This window comes from Brenneria rubrifaciens (assembly GCF_005484945.1).
Classification (GTDB): Bacteria; Pseudomonadota; Gammaproteobacteria; order Enterobacterales; family Enterobacteriaceae; genus Brenneria; species Brenneria rubrifaciens.
This window is the reverse complement of sequence record NZ_CP034035.1, coordinates 1,645,387-1,663,071: the sequence shown is the minus strand read 5'-3', so window position 1 is coordinate 1,663,071 and position 17,685 is coordinate 1,645,387. Positions and strand designations below refer to the sequence as shown.

Sequence of the window (17,685 nt, the reverse complement as noted above, 5' to 3'; positions counted from 1 at the left end):
GGTAAAAGCATCGGCGAAAACAGCGATATCAGCAGACTGCCCGCGCCCGCGCCGGACAGAAATTCTGGAAATCCCAGTCACGCCCCGGCGCGGCGTCAATCAGCGCGCGCGTATAGCTGTGACTGGGCCGGCTCAGTACCGTCACGGCGTCGCCGGCTTCGACAATCTCCCCCTTTTTCATCACCACGATGGCGTGGCAGATTTGCGCCGCCACCCGCAGGTCGTGAGTGATGAACAGGATGGCGACGCCGGTACGCTGGCGAATCGCTTCCAGCAGATCCAGCACCTGCGCCTGCACCGAGACGTCCAGCGCCGAAACCGACTCGTCCGCCACCAGCACGTCGGGCTCCATCACCACCGCGCGGGCGATGCACAGCCGCTGGCGCTGGCCGCCGGAAAACTGATGGGGATAGCGGGACATGACATCCGCCGACAACCCCACCAGTTCTAATGCGTTGGCGGCGGTATCCCACGCCTGCTGGCGGGACGCACCGAAATTGATCAGCCCTTCGATCAGCGAGTCGCCCACCGTGCGGCGCGGGTTAAGCGAGCGATAGGGGTCCTGAAAGATAAACTGGATCTTGCGCCGCAGCGGGCGCATCGCCCGCGAACCGGTTTTCACCAGATCGACGTTCCCCAGCATGACGCTGCCGCCGGTCGGCTCCTGTAGTCGTACCAGACAGCGCGCCACCGAGGATTTGCCCGAACCGGATTCGCCCACCACGCCCAGCACTTCCCCACGGCGGATGCGAAAGCTGACGTTGCTGGCCGCCACCACGCGCCGGTTGGCGCCGAAAAATCTTTTCTCTTCGTAGACCTTGTCCAGCCCCACCACTTCAATGGCGTCCGGCGTAGCCGGGCGGGCGGTGTGGCGGGGCAACAGGCTGGGCACCGAGGACACCAGCATGCGGGTGTAGTCCTGGGCGGGCCGTGCCAGAATGTCGTCGCGGCTGCCGCTTTCCACTAACGCGCCGCCATTCATCACCACGATGCGGTCGGCTATTTCCGACACCACCCCAAAATCATGCGTGATGAATACCACCGCCGTCTGCTGACTGTGCTGTAACTCTTTTATCAGCGTCAGGATTTGCTTCTGCGTGGTGACGTCCAGCGCGGTCGTCGGTTCATCGCAGATCAGCAAGCGGGGTTTGAGGATCAGCGCCATCGCGATAACGATACGCTGGCGCTGACCGCCCGACAACTGGTGCGGATAACGGTGATAAATACGCTCAACGTCAGGCAGGTGAACGGCCGTCAGCATCGCCATGATCCGGCGCTTACGCGCTTGCCCCGATAATGAGGTGTGAATACGCAGCACTTCATCGATCTGGCTGCCCACGCTCTGCACCGGATTCAGCGCCGTCATCGGCTCCTGAAACACCATGCCGATCGTCGACGCCCGCAACTGACGCAGACGCGAGGGGCTGGCTTGCACCACATCCTCGCCGTCAACCAGAATGCTGCCGCCGGTAACGGTCAGCGCCCCAGCCGGCAGCAGCCCCATGATCGCCAGCGACGTCACCGATTTACCCGAGCCAGACTCACCGACAATGCAAACGGTTTCACCAGCGTAGACCTGATAGGACATCTTCTCCACCACCGCCCGGCCTTCGCCCGCCTTGCCGGTTTTCACGGTGATCGAGCGCACATCCAGCACCGGGGAGGTGTCAGGGGATTGCATTTGCTTCATGGTTTCTCCCGTTGTAGTAACGCGTTATCGGCACAGGGGTTACCGCCGTTTCGCCATACGGGGATCGAGGGCGTCACGCACCGCGTCCCCCAGCACATTCACACTTAGCACCGTCAGCGACACCAGAATCCCCGGATAGAGGATCATCCCCGGCAGCATCATGAAATAGACCCGGCCATCGGCCATGATGTTGCCCCACGAGGGGATTTCCGGCGGAATACCGGCGCCGAGGAAACTCAGAACCGCTTCCGTCAGGATCGCCGAGGCAAAGATATAGGTGCCCTGTACGATCAGCGGCGCCACCGTCGAGGGCATCATGTGCCGCCACATAATGACTGACACCGGGGTGCCGAGAACCACCGCCGCCTCCACGTAGGATTCATTGCGCACACCTAAAATGACGCTGCGCACCATACGCACCACGCGCGGGATCTCGGGAATGGAAATCGCCACCAACACGGTAAACAGACTGGCGCCCGACAACGACACCAGCGCAATCGCCAGCAGAATGCCGGGAATGGCCATCAGACCGTCCATCACGCGCATTGCGATGGCGTCCACCAGCCGGAAATAACCGGCGGCAACGCCAATCACCAGTCCGATGACCACGCTGATGCACACCGCGCCCAGCCCCACGACCAGCGACTGACGGGCGCCATACGTCACACGGGCGAAAATATCGCGCCCCAACGCGTCGGTTCCCAGCCAGTGCAACGCGGTGGGCGGCTTGAGGCGCTGGGACGTATCGATATCGGTCGGGCTGTAGCCGCTTATCCAGGGCGCCAGCAGCGCCAGCGCGATAACCGCCAGCAGTACGGCGCATCCCAGCATCACCGGCCAGGTCAGCAAACCGGCGCGCAACTGGGCGGAGAGTCCCCCCGGCGAGGCGGGCGGGACGATCGCGGTTTCTGAACTCATCGTCAATCTCCTGTACGGCTCAATAACGGATACGGGGATCAATCAGGGCATAGAGCAGGTCGATAACCAGATTGATCGCGATATACAGAGCGGAGAAAATCAAAATCAGCGCCTGAATGATGGGATAGTCGCGCGCCTGTACCGACTCCAGCACCAGCCGCCCCAGCCCCGGAATATTGAACACGGATTCAGTGACCACCACGCCGCCGATCAGCATGGCGATACTGACGCCGATGATGGTGACAATCGGCACTGCGGCGTTGCGCAGCGCGTGGCGGATCAGCACGCCGCTCTCCTTCAGGCCCTTGGCGCGCGCGGTGCGGATAAAATCCTCCCCCATGACTTCAATCACGCTGGTGCGCACGATGCGGGCAATCAGCGCGATGTAAGCGGTGCTCAGCGCCAGCGTGGGTAAAATCAACCGTTCGAGGAACGGCCACAGCCCTTCAGCCAACGGGCGGTAGCCCTGCACCGGCAACCAGCCGAGCCAGCGGGAGAAGATCAGAATCAGGGTGTAGCCAAAGATAAACACCGGCACTGAAAAACCGATAACCGAACCGGCCATGATCAGACGATCCAGCGGTCTGCCCTGGCGCCAGGCGGCCAGAATCCCCAGCGGGATGGCCACGACGATAGCCAGTATAATGGTGGAAAGACACAGCGCCAGCGATGGGCCAAAGCGATCGGCAATCATTAACGACACCGGGGTGCCGGAGATCAGTGACACGCCCAAATCGCCGCGCAGCAGGCCGCCCGCCCAGATAAGAAACTGTTGCAGCATCGGCTTGTCCAGCCCCATGGCCGCCCGGATATTCTCCAGTTGCTCTGGCGTGGCGCTGTCTCCGGCCAGAATCAGCGCCGGATCGCCGGAGGTCAGACGCAACAGCATGAAGACGATCACCGCGACGATGCACAATACCGGCAGCGTCGCGGCCAGGCGTTGCAGAATGAATCTTGGCATAGTGAATTACCTGTCTTATCGGGTACGAAATGCCCGGCCTGCGCCGGGCATGCAGGACTCAGTTGCCGGTTTTGGTCATATTCCAGAACACGGGCACCGTGGTGTTCACCTGATCCTTGACATTGCTACGGCGGGCCGTCACCACGGATCGCTCTCCCAGCGGAATGGCGGCCGCTTCGTCCAGCAGGATTTTCTGCATTTCACGGGCATACTGCTTTTTCTCATCATCGCGGGTACTCAGGGCGATCTTCTGCCGCAGCGCCTCCACCGCCGGAATAGTCGGCCAGCCGAACCAGGCTTGCGGCCCGTTGGCCGCGGCGGTGATAGACCCGACCGGATCGGAAATGTCGGCAAGGGTGTTATACGTGCTGAAGATGTGCCAGCCGCCGCTGGCGGGCTTCTCTTTCGAGGCGCGGCGCACCGTGACGGTCTGCCAGTCCATCGCCTGCAACTGTACCTTGAAACCGGCCTGGCGCAGCGACTGGGCGAACACCGGCGGCATGGCCGCCAGCGACTGCACATCGGTGGCGTGCAGAATAACGATCGGCGTGCCGTCATAGTTGCCCGCTTTCAGCAGCGCCGCCGCTTTGGTTGGATTGCCTTTGACCAGATCGGCCGCCCCTTCGTCAGTGGCGTAGGGCGTATTGCAGCCAAAGAACGCCGCACAGGTGTGATAATATTTGGGATTGCCGCTTTGCGCCTGCAACACCGACTCCTGATCCATCGCCACCAGCGCCGCCTGCCGGATCAGCTTGTTGTCGAACGGCGGCTGGAGGAAGTTGAGGCGGGCAACGTTTTGGGTGCCCTGCTGTTTGTACTCGGCCAGCGTGACCTCATCGTTATTCTCCAGCATCGGCAGTAAATCCATCGGCAAATCCTCGATGAAGTCCACTTCGCCGGAGAGCAACGCATTGACCGAGGTCATGGCGTCCGGCATAGCGATCCATTTCACCCGATCCACCTTGACCACTTTGCCCCCCGCCAGACCGCTGGCGGGCTCTTTGCGCGGCACATAGCCGGTGAATTTCTCAAACACCGCCTGTACGCCGGGGCGGTATTCGCCGGCGACAAACTTGAACGGGCCGGAGCCAATCGCCTCTTTAATGGGTTCTCCAGGAGGCTGATCGGCAAGTCGTTTGGGCAGGATAAACGGCGCAACGCCGCTGGATTTGGACAGCGCCTGCAACGCGATGGCGGTGGGTTGTTTAAAGGTCATGGCGAAGCTTTTGTCATCAATGACCTGCATCGTGTCCAGCAGGCCGTTCATCACCTGCCCCAGCTTATCCAACTGCGCCCAACGCTGAATGGAAGCCACGCAATCTTCGGCGGTCACCGGCTGGCCGTCATGCCATTTCAGGCCGTCGCGCAACACAAAGGTGTAGGTTTTGCCATCCGGGGACACCGTCCATTTCTCCGCCATCTGCGGCTGGACGTTATTGTCGGCGTCAAGCGCCAGCAGCGTATCGTAAACCATATAGGCGTAGTCGCGCACGATATAGGCCGTGGTGATATTGGGGTCCAGCGAGCGCAAGCTGGCATGCATCACGGCATTGACGGTTTCAGCCTGGACTGCCGTCGAACTGAACCCTAGCGATACGGCCACCAACGCATAACGGGCATAACGCCGCAACGGTAACTTCAAACTGGTCATGTAAAGCTCCTGGATTAATGGATGGAAATGGCGCTATCCTCTGACAGTGACGTTGTCGACAATCGACGACATCACTGATCCAAGCAATTTTTGTTCCAGCTTTCAGGACCGATTTAAACCGGTGCTTTGTGCGTTGCTGGTGCATTTTTAGCGGTTCGGGTCACCCGGTGCGCACCTGAGCAGTGCATCGGGTTAGACGTCCCCGGCAGGCATTCATCCACTACAGTGAGGAGAAAACATTGCGTATCGTCTATGGCGGTTTTGAGCATGAAACCAATACATTTGCCCCCAGCCCTGCCGACTGGTCGATGTTTGAACACGGCGGCGGCTGGCCGGGGATTACGCAGGGCGACGCAGTTTGGCCTGCCATCAGCGGCAAGAATATCCCTGCCGCGGGATTTGTCGCCCAGGCGCTGGCGCAGGGCGATGAGGCGATCCCCACGGTGTGGGCCGCGGCCAGTCCTTCCGGCCCGGTCACCCGCGATGCTTTCGAGCGCATCAGCGGCCTGATCCTTGACGGCATTCGCGCGGCGCTGCCGGTTGATGCCGTCTATCTGGATCTGCACGGCGCGATGGTGGCCGAACACGCCGACGACGGCGAAGGTGAATTGCTGCGCCGGGTCAGAGCGCGGGTGGGGGCGGCCGTGCCCATTGTGGTTAGCCTGGATCTGCATGCCAACGTCACGCAGGCAATGCTGGATAACGCCGATTATCTGGTGGCCTTCCGCACCTATCCCCATGTGGATATGGCCGCTACCGGCGCGCGGGCCTATGGATTGCTGATGCGCCGTATCGCGTCGGGCCGCCCGCCGGCCAAAGCGGTACGGCGGATTCCGTTTCTTATTCCCATCAGTTGGCAATGCACCGATATCGCCCCGGCCCGCGATCTTTATCAGGCGTTACCCTCGCTGGAAAGCGATCAGACGCATGTGTCGTTTGCCATGGGCTTCCCGGCGGCGGATTTCGCCGAATGCTCGCCGGTCGTCTGGGCCTACGCGCCGGATCAGGCGCAGGCGGATCGGCTGGCCGACACGCTGTTTCACTGGGTGTGCGAGGCGGAACCCCGCTTCTCCGATAAAACCTATACGCCGGACGAAGCGGTGCAATACGCTATGACTCAGGCCGCACAGGGCCGCCGCCCCATCGTGATTGCCGATGCGCAGGACAATCCCGGCGCGGGCAGCAACTCCGACACGACCGGCATGTTACGCGCGCTGGTGCGCCATCAGGCGCGCCGCGCCGCCATCGGGCTGATGGTGGACCCCGCCGCCATGAAAACCATCGCGGCGGTCGGCGCGGGCAATCACCTTACCCTGTCGCTGGGCGGTCATGCCGGCCTGAGCGATGATGCGCCCTTCACCGCCGAGTGCTTTATCGAACGGATAATGTCCGGCCGCTTCAAAGCCACCGGCCCCTATTTCGGCGGTTTTGACATGGATCTCGGCCCTTGTGCCTGCCTGAAGATCGGCGATGTGCGCGTGGTGGTATCGACCCACAAAGCGCAACTGGCCGATCAAGCCATGTTTCGCTTCGCCGGTATCGAAACCACCCGGCAGGATATTCTGGTGGTTAAAAGCGCGGTACACTTCCGGGCGGACTTTTCCACCATTGCGGCGGAAATTATCGTTGCCGCCGCGCCAGGCTTTATGCCGGTAAATCTGACCACCTTGCCCTGGCGACGCCTGCCCGACGGCCTGCGGCTGATGCCGATGGGAGAACCATTCACCCCCCCGCGCTGAACAGGATCATCTGTTTCGCGGCGTCAGTAAGTTTCGCCACAGCCAAACGCGCCTGCTTTCAGACAAATTTCGGCCGCAAAGTCCGCGGCCGCGGAAAGGCTGGCAGCGAGAGGCTGCTCGCGAATAAAGGCGAGCAAAAACGCGGTGATAAACGCATCACCGGCGCCAAGCGTATCGAGCGGCGTAATCGGGCGAGACGTCTGGAAGAACCAGTTCTCGCCATCATGCAGCAAGGCGCCTTCCGCCCCCCTGGTCGCAACGGCATAGCGACACCCCGCACCGACCGCCGCCGACAGCAATTGGCGACACGCGTCCATCGGCATAGCAGAGCAGGAAAAGAAGCCAAAATCGAGCCACTTGCAGAGCGACAAGGCGGCGGCGTTGTCGAAATCATCGGAAAAATCATAAGAGATGCGCCCCGGCAAACGGTGCAGCGCCGGTAATAAATGATCCAGATAGCTGTAGCGGCTGGTGTGAAGCAGCGAAAAAGTTTTTAAGTAGTCGATATCATCCAGAATAAAATCCATTGGGGTGTTTTTTCTCACCCCGCCCTGATTAGAACCGATGAAAATACGCTCGCCGTCAACCACCGTCAGTCGCGCATAGCCGTTTTCCCCCTGAACCTGACGGCAGCGTGAAACATCAATGTGGTGCGCCGCCAGCGAACGCTGTACGTGCCGACCGGCATCATCATCGCCGAATACCCCGAGATAGGCGGCCTGCGCATGCAGCAGGCCGGCGTAAACACTGAAGTTAAGCGCATTGCCTCCCGGATAGCGAACCCCCTGGTGACTATACTGATCGACGACATTGTCGCCTATACCGATGACTTTCATAGTATTACTCGCAGAACGTTCAGGTCGCCACGCTGCCGTGGCGACAGGCAATCAGTAGGCCACTTTATTCATGTAGCGGCGGGTTTCCAGCGGGTGGTTGCGGATGAGCGCCAACGCGCCGCGGTATTCGCACATGATGCGGTAAAACAGTACCGGGTTAAAGAACTCCACCACCGTTTCCGGCAATACGCCGATGCCTAGCGCTCTGGCGTCGACAACCTCGATTTTCTCCGCGTAACGGCTGAGGAAATCGCTCACCCGTTCATCCAACGGCCGGGTGCGGCCCTCATTCATCAGTAGAATGAAAGGCGTTTGCCGATCCGTGACCTCGAACGGGCCGTGGAAATATTCTCCGCTGTGGATAGCCGCGGCATGCAGCCACTGCATTTCCATTAACGAACAGATGGCGACCCCATAAGCCTGTCCAAAAGACGCGCCGCTGGAAAGCACGTAAAACAGCGATTCGGACTGATAGCGTTCGGCAAAATCCTCACAGCACGGCGCCACCAGGGTCCGGGCGGCGGCTATCACCGCATCAATCTGCGCCATCGCCCGCAGAAAGTCCTCATAATGCGGGTAGCCTTCCGACTGATGCAGCACTTCGACGCACAGACTGAGAATCAGCGTAATCGGATTTTCGGTTACGCTGGTTTCCGTGCCCCATACGTAGGAAATGTGGTGATCGCCATACTGGATGAGCCGGGCTTGCGGATTGTGAGACAACGTAATGGTCTGCGCCCCCCGCTGCTGAGCTAATGCGGCGGCGGCGACCGACTCCGCGGTATTGCCGCCATGCGAGCAGACAATAACCAGTGAATTCTTCCCCAGCGCCCTGGGCGGAACATGAACAAATTCGTTTGCCGTCACCATGCCGCTGCGTAACATTGACGATTCACTGTCCAGAAAGTATTTGGCCGGGTACATATCCACCAGCGATCCCCCGCAGGCCACCAAATAGACCTGCTGTATTCCCCCCTGTTGCCCACGCTGGCGTATAACGGCTTCAATCATTTCTCTGGCGTTCATAACATTCCTCGGTTTTTATTGCGAAAATTTACCTGCTTGCTCGATTTCAGAATGCAGCAAGCCCACGCGTCTGCATTCTGAAGGAGGCGGAAAGACAGGGTGGCGGTTCAGTCGCCGTACACGTCAAAAGTAAAATAGCGTTTGGCGATGCGCTCATAGGTACCGTTGCTGCGAATGGCGGCAATGGCCTGATTGAGCGCCTGCCGCAGCGTTTCATCCTCTTTATTGAGGCCGATGCCGGTGCCGGGACCAAAAATCTCCGGGTCGTATACCCGTTGGTTAACCTGAACGAAGCGTTTACCCTCGGGCTTATCAAGCAGAGCGAGGGTCTGCACCGATGCGTCATCCAGCACCGCATCAAGCCTGCCGACGATCAGATCGGCATAGCCCTCGCTGGAGTCCGGGTAGGCGACAATTTTTACGCCCTTGCCTTGCCAATATTTTTTGGCGTAGGTTTCAAAAACGGAACCGGATTGTACGCCAACCAGCTTGCCTTGCAGGGATTTGGCGTCCGGCGTTAAGCCGCTCTCTTTGCCGGTAACGATATAGGCTGGGGTGTTATATAATTTGTCGCTGAAAGCGATCGACTGTTTGCGCTTTTCGGTAATCGACATCGCGGAGAGCACCGCATCGAACTTTCTGGCCTTCAGCGCCGGGATCAAACCGTCGAAACTGTTTTCAACCCAGACGCACTCCGCTTTCAGCTCCGCACAGATCGCATTGCCGAGATCGATATCAAAACCGGCAAGCTTTCCCTGCGGGGTTTTATATTCAAAAGGCGGATAGGTCGCATCCACGCCAAAGCGGATTTTTTGCCAGGTCTGCGCCGCCAATGCCTCATGGCTGCCGACACAGGCCAATATCAGCATAAACGGTGAAAAAAACTTCTTTAACTTGCCCATCTTTCCCTCCGGTTAATTAATACCAAAAAACATACCATGAGAAAAATATTAGTGTTTTTCGCGGCCAAAAAGCAATTTAATATACATCAATTAGACCATATGGTTTTGTTATATTGAAAAAAAACCGCTATTGGTATAATATTTACTTTGCTTATGTTACGGCGACAACCATTCCTGGTGGACTAATCCCCTGTTTTCGCTTATCTTTGAGCAAAACTCACTTTAAACCTTATTTTTGAAATTAGACCATGAACGAAATAAAATGCAGACGACCGCGTAAAACGTATTTGCAAGCGAAAGAACGGCTGAAACAGATGCTCCAGTCGGCGGAATACAGCGTGGGCGACCAAATCCCGCCGGAACGTGAACTGGCGCAGCGCCTGTCGGTCAGCCGTATGACGTTGCGTAAAATCATCGCGGAAGGCGTCAGTGAAGGTCTGCTGGAAAAGCATGGCAATCAAGGCACCTATCTGGCGCACCGCGCCATTGAACGCCCGCTCTCCCAGTCGATAAAACAGGGGATCAGCAAGATCGTCGAGTTAAACGGCGCCACGCCCAGCAGCCGCCTGATCCTGTTCCACGAATCCGGCGCCAGCCAACGTATTGCACAGCGTTTGCAAATTGCGCAAGGTGAACCTACCGTGATGATCAAGCGCCTGCGCCTGGCAGACGATAAGCCTTTTTGCCTGGAAACCAGCTTTCTGCCGCGCAGTAAGGTTCCCACGCTGCAAGCGGAAGATCTCAGCCAGGGGGAATCCCTCTATCATTTACTCAATGAGCGTTATCAGTTGTTTGGCGAGTCGGATGAAGGCTATATCAGCGTCGCCAGCATGACGGAGGATGAACAGCAGTTGCTTGAAGCGCCGCCGGAGAGTCCGGCGCTGGTTTACCGCGGCGTTATTTTCGACAGTCGGCAGCAGCCGCTGGAGTACCTGGTTTCCGTCAATCATCCACACCGCGTTTCTTTTAAAATCAATTACTCAATGAACCACAGTACCCGCTAGCGTAAGGATGAATATCGGGTCTGACGGGAAAACCCGCCACCTTATTCATCAGAAAAAGCGATGAAATCATTTATCCTTATCGAATCAGGATCGACGATAATCACTCCCGGAAATCGCTTTATGCGTTAATGCGTTGCCATTAATCCGGCAGCGCTTCAGAGGAAGCATCGCATGTCCCATATTCACGACCGGCTTGACTGGAACCTGCTGCGCACATTTCTGGCTATTGTGCAGGAAGGGAGCATCAGCCGTGCGGCAACCCGGCTGCATCTGACACAGCCAGCCGTTAGTCTGGCGTTGAAACGACTGGAAGAGCGGCTCGGACAAAACCTGATCGCGCGTAACGGTAACACCTTCGATCTGACCTCGGCCGGCGAACTGGTGTATCACGAAGCGCTGGCGATTTACGGCAGCATCGCCCGGCTATCGGTGGCGGTACAAAACACGCCGCATGATCTCAGCGGCGTGGTGCGTCTGGCGCTGGTTTCCGGGGTCAACAGCGACGTTCTGGATAACGTGATGTGCGAGTTCCATCAAAGCCACCCGCGCGTCAATTTCGAAATGACCACCGGTTCAAGCGCCGATGTACAGCACGCCCTGCTGCACTACCAGGCCGGACTCGGTATCTGCCTGAAACACAAAAGCGTGCAGGGACTTTCAGATACGCCGTTGCTCCATCAACGCTACTTTCTCTACTGCGGAAAACAGCATCCGTTTTTCGGTCGGCGGCATCTGAATGTTCACGATCTGCACGATGAAGATTTTGTCTCTTTCGCCAGCGAGCAACTGGACGGCGTGCTGGCGCCGCTGGCCCTGTTCCGGGCGCAACAGGCGCTGGAAGGACGGATTATCGGCACCAGCGCCAGCCTTGACGAAGTCAGACGGATGGTGCGTTCCGGGCTGGGTATTGGCGCACTGCCCGAACACGTGGTGAATTCGGAAGTGGAGGCGGGACATCTGTGGAAGTTGCCTCCCGACGACGGCATCGCACGCATCACCCTGCACCTGATGTGGAATCAGGAGCCGAAACATAATCAGGCCGAAGAAGCGTTCTACCACCGTTTACGGGAAGCGCTGCATCTGGCGGGCTATTAACCAATGCGCTAGATCATCAAGCGGGTATCGCTTTTCGGCAGCAGCGTCGCCGCCAGCAGCTTGCGGGTATAGTCATGGCGCGGGTTGGCGAACGTCGCCGCACATTCGCCCTGCTCCACCACCTTCCCCTGATACATGACGCATACCCGATCCGACAAATGCTCCACCACCGCCAGATTATGGCTGATAAACACCATCGCCAGATTAAACTCCCGCTTTAAAGACAGCAGCAGATTGATGATTTGCGCCTGCACCGAGACATCCAGCGCGCTGGTCGGTTCGTCACAGATCAGCGCCGCCGGGTTAAGTATCAACGCCCTGGCAATCGCCACCCGCTGCCGCTGCCCGCCGGACAGCTCGCCGGGATAGGCATGGGCCAGCCGCCGGGGAAAGCCGACGCGATCCAGCATCTCCAGCACCTCGCGCTGCCACTCGCCGCCGCGCCAGTGAATACGCAGCGGCTGCAACACGGTTTCATAAATGGTATAGGACGGGTTCAGCGACGAGTAAGGGTCCTGAAATACCGGTTGCAACAGGCTGGCGCGCGCCAGACGCTCCATGTTGCGCACCGGGATGCCGCCCAACAGCACCTCGCCGCTTTCCGGCTGATCCAGCCCCAGCATAATATTGGCCAGCGTGCTTTTGCCGCAGCCGGATTCGCCGACCAGACCGAGCGTCTCCCCTGCCTGTAACGTCAGCGATACGTTATCCAGCGCCTGCACCCGTCTGGCTTGCTTCATTAATCCGCCGCCGATGCTGAACGACTGGCTGACGCCGTTCACCTGTAACAGCGGTCCGTTTTCCGTTTCACGAATCATCACGTCTCCTCCGCGGTTCGTACGCACTCATAGCGATGTTCCTCGCCGGCTTGCTGAACCGGCAACGCCTGCCGGCACACCGGCTGCTGCCAGGCGCAGCGCCAGCGAAACGCGCACCCGTTCATCTCTCCCAGCAGTTCCGGCACCCGGCCTTCGATCACCGGTAAATCGGAGCCGGGCGGCGTTTTACCCGGAATCGGAATGCTGGCAATCAATCCGCGGGTATAGGGATGCATCGGCTGTTGCAGTAAATCCCCGGCGGAGGCGGATTCGACAATGCGTCCGGCATACATCACGCTCACTTTGTCCGCCATCGCCGCCACCACGCCAAAATCATGGGTGATCAGCAACAGCGCGAAATTGTGTTGCTGCGCCAGCTCGCGGATCAGCGCCAGGATCTGCGCCTGGATCGTCACGTCCAGCGCGGTGGTGGGTTCGTCGGCGATCAGCAGCGACGGTCTTCCCATCAGCGCCATCGCAATAATAATGCGCTGGCGCTGCCCGCCGGAAAACTGGTGCGGGTACTGGCGAATGCGCTCGGCAGGCTGGGGAATGCCCACCTGCTCCAGCAGTTGCACGGCGCGCTGACACGCCTCCCCGCGCCCCAGTTTTTCGTGGCGCATCACCCCTTCGATCATCTGCCTTTCAATGGACAGCGTCGGGTTGAGCGTGGTCATCGGGTCCTGAAAAATGATCGCAATATCGCGCCCGCGCAGCGCGTCCAGCTCCCGCTGCGACAGCTTATCCAGCGCTTTTCCCTGGAATGTCATCTGCCGCGCGGCGATCTTCGCCTCGCGGGTTTGCAGCCCAAGCAGCGACAGCGCGGTAATCGATTTGCCGCAGCCGGACTCCCCCACCAGACACAGCGTCTCCCCGGCCCGCAGGTCGAAATCCACCCCGCGCACGACGTGAAACGTCCCTTGTTCGGTGGGAATGGCGATCCGCAAATCGCGCACCGTCAGTATCGGTTCATTACTCATCGTTTTCCCCCCGCGCCGATCACATCGCGCAGACCATCGCCGAACAGGTTGACCGCCAGCACCAGCAGGCAGAGCGCCCCGCCCGGCAGCGCAATCAGCCACGACTCGAACAGAATGTTATCGCGCCCTTCGGCGATCATTAATCCCCATGAAGGCGTCGGCGGCCTGACGCCCAGGCCGAGAAAAGAGAGCGCAGATTCCAGCAGGATCACGTTGGCCACTTCCAGCGTGGCGATCACAATAACGGTATTGCGCAAGTTCGGCAGAATTTCCCGCAGCATGATAAACACATGGGAAGCGCCGACCGCCCGCGCCGACCGCACAAACGCTTCGTTACGCAGCGACTGGGTTCCGGCGCGGGTAACGATGGCGAACTGATCCCATACCAGCAGGCCCAGAATGGTCACCAGCGTCATGATGGAGGCCCCTTTCAGCGCTACCGCCGCTAACGCCACCAGCACGATCGGCAGAGACAGACGCGTGGTGATCAGAAAGCTGATTAACATGTCGATACGCCCGCCGAAATACCCGGCCAGCACGCCCAGCGAAGTGCCGATAACCCCGGCGACCATCACCACGCCAATGCCGATGCCCAGCGAGATGCGGGCGCCGTAAATCAGGCGCGACAAATAATCGCGCCCGAGCTGGTCGGTACCCAGCCAGTGACTGCCGCTCTCCGCCGCCTGCCAGAACGGGAGCGCCAAGCGGTTGTCGAGATCCTGGGCGATCGGATCATAAGGCGCCAGCCACGGGGCCAACAGCGCAATGGCAATCATCAGCAGCAGGATAGCGCCGCCGACAATAATACCGGTCTTGCGAAAACGCTTCAGACTGCGGCGCGCGGGCCGGCTTTCCGGCAATACCGGCGAAGAATCTAACGGTAACATCATCAGGACTCCCTAATCCGCGGGTCAAGCCAGGCATTGATCAGATCGGCCAGCGTGGTCAGTACGACATAGATTAACGACAGGATCAGGATGATCCCCTGCACCACCGGCAAATCGCTGCGCAGCAGCGATTCCCAGGCCAGACGCCCCAACCCGTTAAGGGCAAATACGCTTTCAATGACAATCGAGCCGGACAGCAGGATACCGAGCTGTACCGCCGCGACGGAAACCAGCGCCAGAATCGCATTACGCATGGCGTGACGCATCACCACAGCGGACATGCCGATCCCCTTGGAGCGCGCCGTGCGGATGTAATCGGCCCGCATCACGTCCATCATGCTGGCGCGCATCAGCCGCATCAGCGCGGGCGTCGCGTAGTAGCTCAGCACAACCACCGGCAGCAGATAGCCCTGCCAGCTCTCGGCGCCGGAAATAGGCACCACGCCGAGCCAGACGCCGAAGATGACGATCAGGATCAGGCCAAGCCAGAAGCTGGGGATCGCCTGCCCGGTCACCGCAATCAGCAGCGCCAGCCGGTCGATAATTCCGCCGGGCTTCAGCGCCCCCAGCACCCCCAGCGGAATGGCGATGACCAGCGCCAGCAGGAACGCGCTGACGCCAAGCAACAGCGTAACGGGAATACGTTCACTGATAATCTGGCCGACCGGCATATTGAAGTAGTAACTGTTGCCCAAATTGCCTTGCAGTACGCCGCCAATCCAGCGCAAATACTGTTCCGGCAGCGGGCGATCAAAACCATAAAGCTGGCGAACCAGCTCGGCATCCCTGGCGCTGGCTCCCGACCCGGCAATGGCGATGGCCGGGTCGCCGGCAAGATAGGCCAGCGCAAAACTGATTGCCGATACCGCCAACGCAACCAGCGCGGCCACCGTCAATCTCTTCAGTGCGAATCTCAGCATGTCGCTACGCTCATTGCAGTGTGAACATGAACCAATGCCCGCCAGCGCGGGCAATGAAGATTACTTCCAGCTTGACAGCCACCAGCGGGCAAACTCATCCGGTTGAGGGGTGAAATTCAACGTCTTAGCCAGGCCGTAGTTGATATTGTAGTTATACAGCGGTATCCAATAGGCTTGATCGGCAATCTTTTTTAGCGCCAGACTGTAGTTCTGCTTGCGCACCTCGCTGTCCGGCGAGGTGTCCGCCACTTTCAGCCATGCCGCCAACGCGCTATCCTTGACCATGTCGTCGTCGCCGCCGCCGAAATAGTTGGACAGAATGAAGGCCACATCGCCGATACCGTAGCTGCCCCAGTTAGACATCAGCGCAGGTAACGTCCCGGCCCGCCACTTCTGCACCGCCGCCGCGAACTGATTTTCATTTAATCGGACGCGGATGCCCACTTTGGCGAGATCGGAGGCGACGGCTTCGGCTACCGGCCGCGGCATCGCGGCAAACACCATTTCCAGTTCAAAACCCTGCGGATAGCCCGCCTCTTTCAGTAAATCCTTCGCTTTTTGCGGATCGTAGCCATAGACGGTTACATCTTGCTCACAGCCAAACTGCAACGGATTACAGGCGGAGTTCAGCACCTGCGAGGACGCCCCGCCAAATACCTTGGCGATCTGTTGGCGGTTGATCGCATGCAGCATGGCTTTGCGCACCAGCGGATGGGTCACGGGCGTGTCGGCGCCGCTGCCGGTGGCCAGGCTGATATAGGCGATACGCATGATCGGCGCGTTAATGATGTCTACCCGTCCCGCCAGTCTTTTGGCCTGATCGGGCGGTACGCGCCAGATCCAGTCCAGCTTGCCGGACATCAGTTCCGCGTATTGCGTGTTCATCTCCGGGATGGTGCGGATCACAATGCGTTTAATCGCCGGTTTGCCTTTCGGACTCCCGGCGTAGTGGCCGTCGAAACGCGCCAGCACATAGCGCACGCCCGGCGTCTGCTCAACCAGTTTATACGGCCCGGTGCCGACCGGCTGCGCCGCCATGCCCGCCGAACCTTTCTCGGCAAAATAGGCATGCGGGTAGATCGGCAACGCATCGGCCAGCATCTCCACCGCACCGGCGAACGGCTTGGCCATGTGGATACGCACCCGGTAGTCGTCCACTTTTTCCACGCTGGCGATCCAGTCCACGGAGATTTGAAAACGGGTGCCGTACTCCGGTTTGATCACGGTGTTCAGCGTGGTGATCACGTCATCCGCGGTGAAATCCGCGCCGTTATGAAATTTCACCCCTTTGCGCAGCACAAATTCGAGGGTTTTGTCATCGGTGAATTTCCAGGATTCCGCCAGCGCCGGTTTGATTTCGCCGCTGCCCAGATCCTTGTACAACAGCCCGTCATAGATGTGACGGGCAATGATCAACCCTTGCCGTCCGGCGATTTTGTATGAATCCAATGGTTCCGGTTCGTCGGAAAAGGCCACGTTCAGCGTATCATCCGCTTTCCCGGCCAGCGCAGGGGCGCTGTGCAGGGCGGAGAGGGCCAGCGAGCTGCCAAGCAGCGAAGCCAGCAGCGTTTTTTTCAGCGTCATATTCACGATCCCCATAAAGTTAAAAATATCAGTGTTGATAGCGGTAAATCTCGGCCAGGCTGACGCCCTGGCGCAATGTCTCCACGATCGTCGGTTCCTGCTGCTGAATGCGGATCGCCTCCTCTACATAACGCGCCATCTGCGCCGCAGGCAGTGCGATAACGCCATTTTCATCCGCCAGTACGATGTCGCCGGGGCAGACGCGGACGCCGCCGCAAGTCACCGGCTGGTTCACCGTACCGCCGGTTTTGCCCCGTTTGGTGGTCAGCGGCGAACGCCCCTTGCACCAGATGGGAAAGTTTTCGGCGCAAATGGCGGACAGATCAGTGATGTAGCCATCCAGGATCACCGCGACAATGCCCGCCTGCCGCGCGGCAGCCGTCATGACCGCGCCCCAGCAGGCATGGCGATCGTCGTTGACGCGCTCAATCACCAATACGTCCCCGGCACAGGCGGCCGCCAGCGCCAGCGGCAGGCTGTAGCCATCATCTTCCGGCAGCGACACGGTCAGCGCCGGGCCGCAACAGCGCACACCGACAGGCAATACGCACTGTAGCTGGGGATGCATGAACCCCTGATCCAGCAGGTGGCCGAGCGTGGCCGTTTCCACCTGTAACAGCCGCTTGGTCAGTGACATTGTCACATCGGCATTTAAAGACATGACCGCTCTCCTC

General features: G+C 59.4%; 16 protein-coding genes. 3 read left to right on the top strand and 13 right to left on the bottom strand.

The genetic code is table 11. The annotated features are described in order from the left end of the window. Nucleotides 1–28: 28 nt before the first annotated feature. Genes EH207_RS07780 through EH207_RS07765 form a run of 4 tightly spaced genes read right to left on the bottom strand, consistent with a single transcriptional unit; the run spans nt 29 to nt 5,220 of the window. A complete protein-coding gene (locus EH207_RS07780; protein WP_246048952.1) occupies nt 29–1,690 on the bottom strand; it encodes a dipeptide ABC transporter ATP-binding protein in 1,662 nt (553 codons plus the stop codon). Between the two features lie 39 nt (nt 1,691–1,729). Further along, the gene (locus EH207_RS07775; RefSeq protein WP_137713466.1) at nt 1,730–2,608 is read right to left on the bottom strand and encodes an ABC transporter permease; all 879 of its coding nucleotides are present in this window, start codon (nt 2,606–2,608) and stop codon (nt 1,730–1,732) included. 19 nt (nt 2,609–2,627) lie between these two features. Then, nucleotides 2,628–3,569, bottom strand: coding sequence for an ABC transporter permease (locus EH207_RS07770; protein WP_137713465.1), 942 nt, complete (start codon nt 3,567–3,569; stop codon nt 2,628–2,630). Nucleotides 3,570–3,627: 58 nt separating this feature from the next. Continuing rightward, entirely contained in the window at nt 3,628–5,220 is a 1,593-nt protein-coding gene (locus tag EH207_RS07765; protein WP_137713464.1) for an ABC transporter substrate-binding protein, read from the bottom strand. Between the two features lie 239 nt (nt 5,221–5,459). Here EH207_RS07765 and EH207_RS07760 point away from each other — a divergent pair, with 239 nt between their 5' ends. Further along, on the top strand, nt 5,460–6,959 hold the full coding sequence (locus EH207_RS07760) for a M81 family metallopeptidase (protein ID WP_137713463.1): 1,500 nt from the start codon (nt 5,460–5,462) through the stop codon (nt 6,957–6,959). Between the two features lie 23 nt (nt 6,960–6,982). Here the strand turns inward: EH207_RS07760 and EH207_RS07755 are convergent, their stop codons facing one another. The 3 genes from EH207_RS07755 to EH207_RS07745 all read right to left on the bottom strand — a co-directional run bounded on the left by EH207_RS07755 (nt 6,983) and on the right by EH207_RS07745 (nt 9,723). Next, the gene (locus EH207_RS07755; protein ID WP_137713462.1) at nt 6,983–7,795 is read right to left on the bottom strand and encodes a PfkB family carbohydrate kinase; all 813 of its coding nucleotides are present in this window, start codon (nt 7,793–7,795) and stop codon (nt 6,983–6,985) included. Between the two features lie 51 nt (nt 7,796–7,846). Beyond that, entirely contained in the window at nt 7,847–8,821 is a 975-nt protein-coding gene (locus EH207_RS07750; RefSeq protein WP_137713461.1) for an SIS domain-containing protein, read from the bottom strand. A gap of 107 nt (nt 8,822–8,928) precedes the next feature. Further along, nucleotides 8,929–9,723, bottom strand: coding sequence for an ABC transporter substrate-binding protein (locus EH207_RS07745; RefSeq protein ID WP_137713460.1), 795 nt, complete (start codon nt 9,721–9,723; stop codon nt 8,929–8,931). Between the two features lie 248 nt (nt 9,724–9,971). On the opposite strand from EH207_RS07745, the gene EH207_RS07740 reads away from it, so the two are divergent. Beyond that, on the top strand, nt 9,972–10,727 hold the full coding sequence (locus tag EH207_RS07740; protein ID WP_137713459.1) for a GntR family transcriptional regulator: 756 nt from the start codon (nt 9,972–9,974) through the stop codon (nt 10,725–10,727). 171 nt (nt 10,728–10,898) lie between these two features. Then, nucleotides 10,899–11,822 carry a LysR family transcriptional regulator gene (locus EH207_RS07735; protein ID WP_137713458.1) on the top strand — a complete coding sequence of 308 codons (924 nt, stop codon included), beginning with the start codon at nt 10,899–10,901 and terminating at the stop codon, nt 11,820–11,822. Between the two features lie 8 nt (nt 11,823–11,830). Here EH207_RS07735 and EH207_RS07730 read toward each other — a convergent pair whose 3' ends face one another. The 6 genes from EH207_RS07730 to EH207_RS07705 are packed head-to-tail and all read right to left on the bottom strand — an operon-like array spanning nt 11,831 to nt 17,672. Continuing rightward, the gene (locus EH207_RS07730; RefSeq protein WP_137713457.1) at nt 11,831–12,640 is read right to left on the bottom strand and encodes an ATP-binding cassette domain-containing protein; all 810 of its coding nucleotides are present in this window, start codon (nt 12,638–12,640) and stop codon (nt 11,831–11,833) included. Beyond that, entirely contained in the window at nt 12,640–13,620 is a 981-nt protein-coding gene (locus EH207_RS07725) for an ABC transporter ATP-binding protein (protein WP_137713456.1), read from the bottom strand. Before EH207_RS07725 ends, EH207_RS07730 begins: the two co-directional genes overlap by 1 nt. Next, the gene (locus EH207_RS07720) at nt 13,617–14,510 is read right to left on the bottom strand and encodes an ABC transporter permease (protein ID WP_246048951.1); all 894 of its coding nucleotides are present in this window, start codon (nt 14,508–14,510) and stop codon (nt 13,617–13,619) included. The genes EH207_RS07725 and EH207_RS07720 overlap by 4 nt, the downstream gene beginning before the upstream one ends. After that, on the bottom strand, nt 14,510–15,427 hold the full coding sequence (locus EH207_RS07715) for an ABC transporter permease (protein ID WP_137713455.1): 918 nt from the start codon (nt 15,425–15,427) through the stop codon (nt 14,510–14,512). Before EH207_RS07715 ends, EH207_RS07720 begins: the two co-directional genes overlap by 1 nt. Nucleotides 15,428–15,487: 60 nt before the next feature. Then, nucleotides 15,488–17,011, bottom strand: a complete 1,524-nt coding sequence (locus EH207_RS07710; RefSeq protein WP_137713454.1) for an ABC transporter substrate-binding protein — start codon at nt 17,009–17,011, stop codon at nt 15,488–15,490. Between the two features lie 28 nt (nt 17,012–17,039). Next, the gene (locus EH207_RS07705) at nt 17,040–17,672 is read right to left on the bottom strand and encodes an RraA family protein (RefSeq protein ID WP_137713453.1); all 633 of its coding nucleotides are present in this window, start codon (nt 17,670–17,672) and stop codon (nt 17,040–17,042) included. Nucleotides 17,673–17,685: the final 13 nt, after the last annotated feature.

Excerpts from the sequence above, each read along its gene's own strand:
- EH207_RS07780 (WP_246048952.1), bottom strand. The coding sequence starts at position 1,690 with ATGAAGCAAATGCAATCCCCTGACACCTCCCCGGTGCTGGATGTGCGC.
- EH207_RS07775 (WP_137713466.1), bottom strand. The coding sequence starts at position 2,608 with ATGAGTTCAGAAACCGCGATCGTCCCGCCCGCCTCGCCGGGGGGACTC.
- EH207_RS07770 (WP_137713465.1), bottom strand. The coding sequence starts at position 3,569 with ATGCCAAGATTCATTCTGCAACGCCTGGCCGCGACGCTGCCGGTATTG.
- EH207_RS07765 (WP_137713464.1), bottom strand. The coding sequence starts at position 5,220 with ATGACCAGTTTGAAGTTACCGTTGCGGCGTTATGCCCGTTATGCGTTG.
- EH207_RS07755 (WP_137713462.1), bottom strand. The coding sequence starts at position 7,795 with ATGAAAGTCATCGGTATAGGCGACAATGTCGTCGATCAGTATAGTCAC.
- EH207_RS07750 (WP_137713461.1), bottom strand. The coding sequence starts at position 8,821 with ATGAACGCCAGAGAAATGATTGAAGCCGTTATACGCCAGCGTGGGCAA.
- EH207_RS07745 (WP_137713460.1), bottom strand. The coding sequence starts at position 9,723 with ATGGGCAAGTTAAAGAAGTTTTTTTCACCGTTTATGCTGATATTGGCC.
- EH207_RS07740 (WP_137713459.1), top strand. The coding sequence starts at position 9,972 with ATGAACGAAATAAAATGCAGACGACCGCGTAAAACGTATTTGCAAGCG.
- EH207_RS07735 (WP_137713458.1), top strand. The coding sequence starts at position 10,899 with ATGTCCCATATTCACGACCGGCTTGACTGGAACCTGCTGCGCACATTT.
- EH207_RS07730 (WP_137713457.1), bottom strand. The coding sequence starts at position 12,640 with ATGATTCGTGAAACGGAAAACGGACCGCTGTTACAGGTGAACGGCGTC.
- EH207_RS07725 (WP_137713456.1), bottom strand. The coding sequence starts at position 13,620 with ATGAGTAATGAACCGATACTGACGGTGCGCGATTTGCGGATCGCCATT.
- EH207_RS07720 (WP_246048951.1), bottom strand. The coding sequence starts at position 14,510 with ATGATGTTACCGTTAGATTCTTCGCCGGTATTGCCGGAAAGCCGGCCC.
- EH207_RS07715 (WP_137713455.1), bottom strand. The coding sequence starts at position 15,427 with ATGCTGAGATTCGCACTGAAGAGATTGACGGTGGCCGCGCTGGTTGCG.
- EH207_RS07710 (WP_137713454.1), bottom strand. The coding sequence starts at position 17,011 with ATGACGCTGAAAAAAACGCTGCTGGCTTCGCTGCTTGGCAGCTCGCTG.
- EH207_RS07705 (WP_137713453.1), bottom strand. The coding sequence starts at position 17,672 with ATGTCTTTAAATGCCGATGTGACAATGTCACTGACCAAGCGGCTGTTA.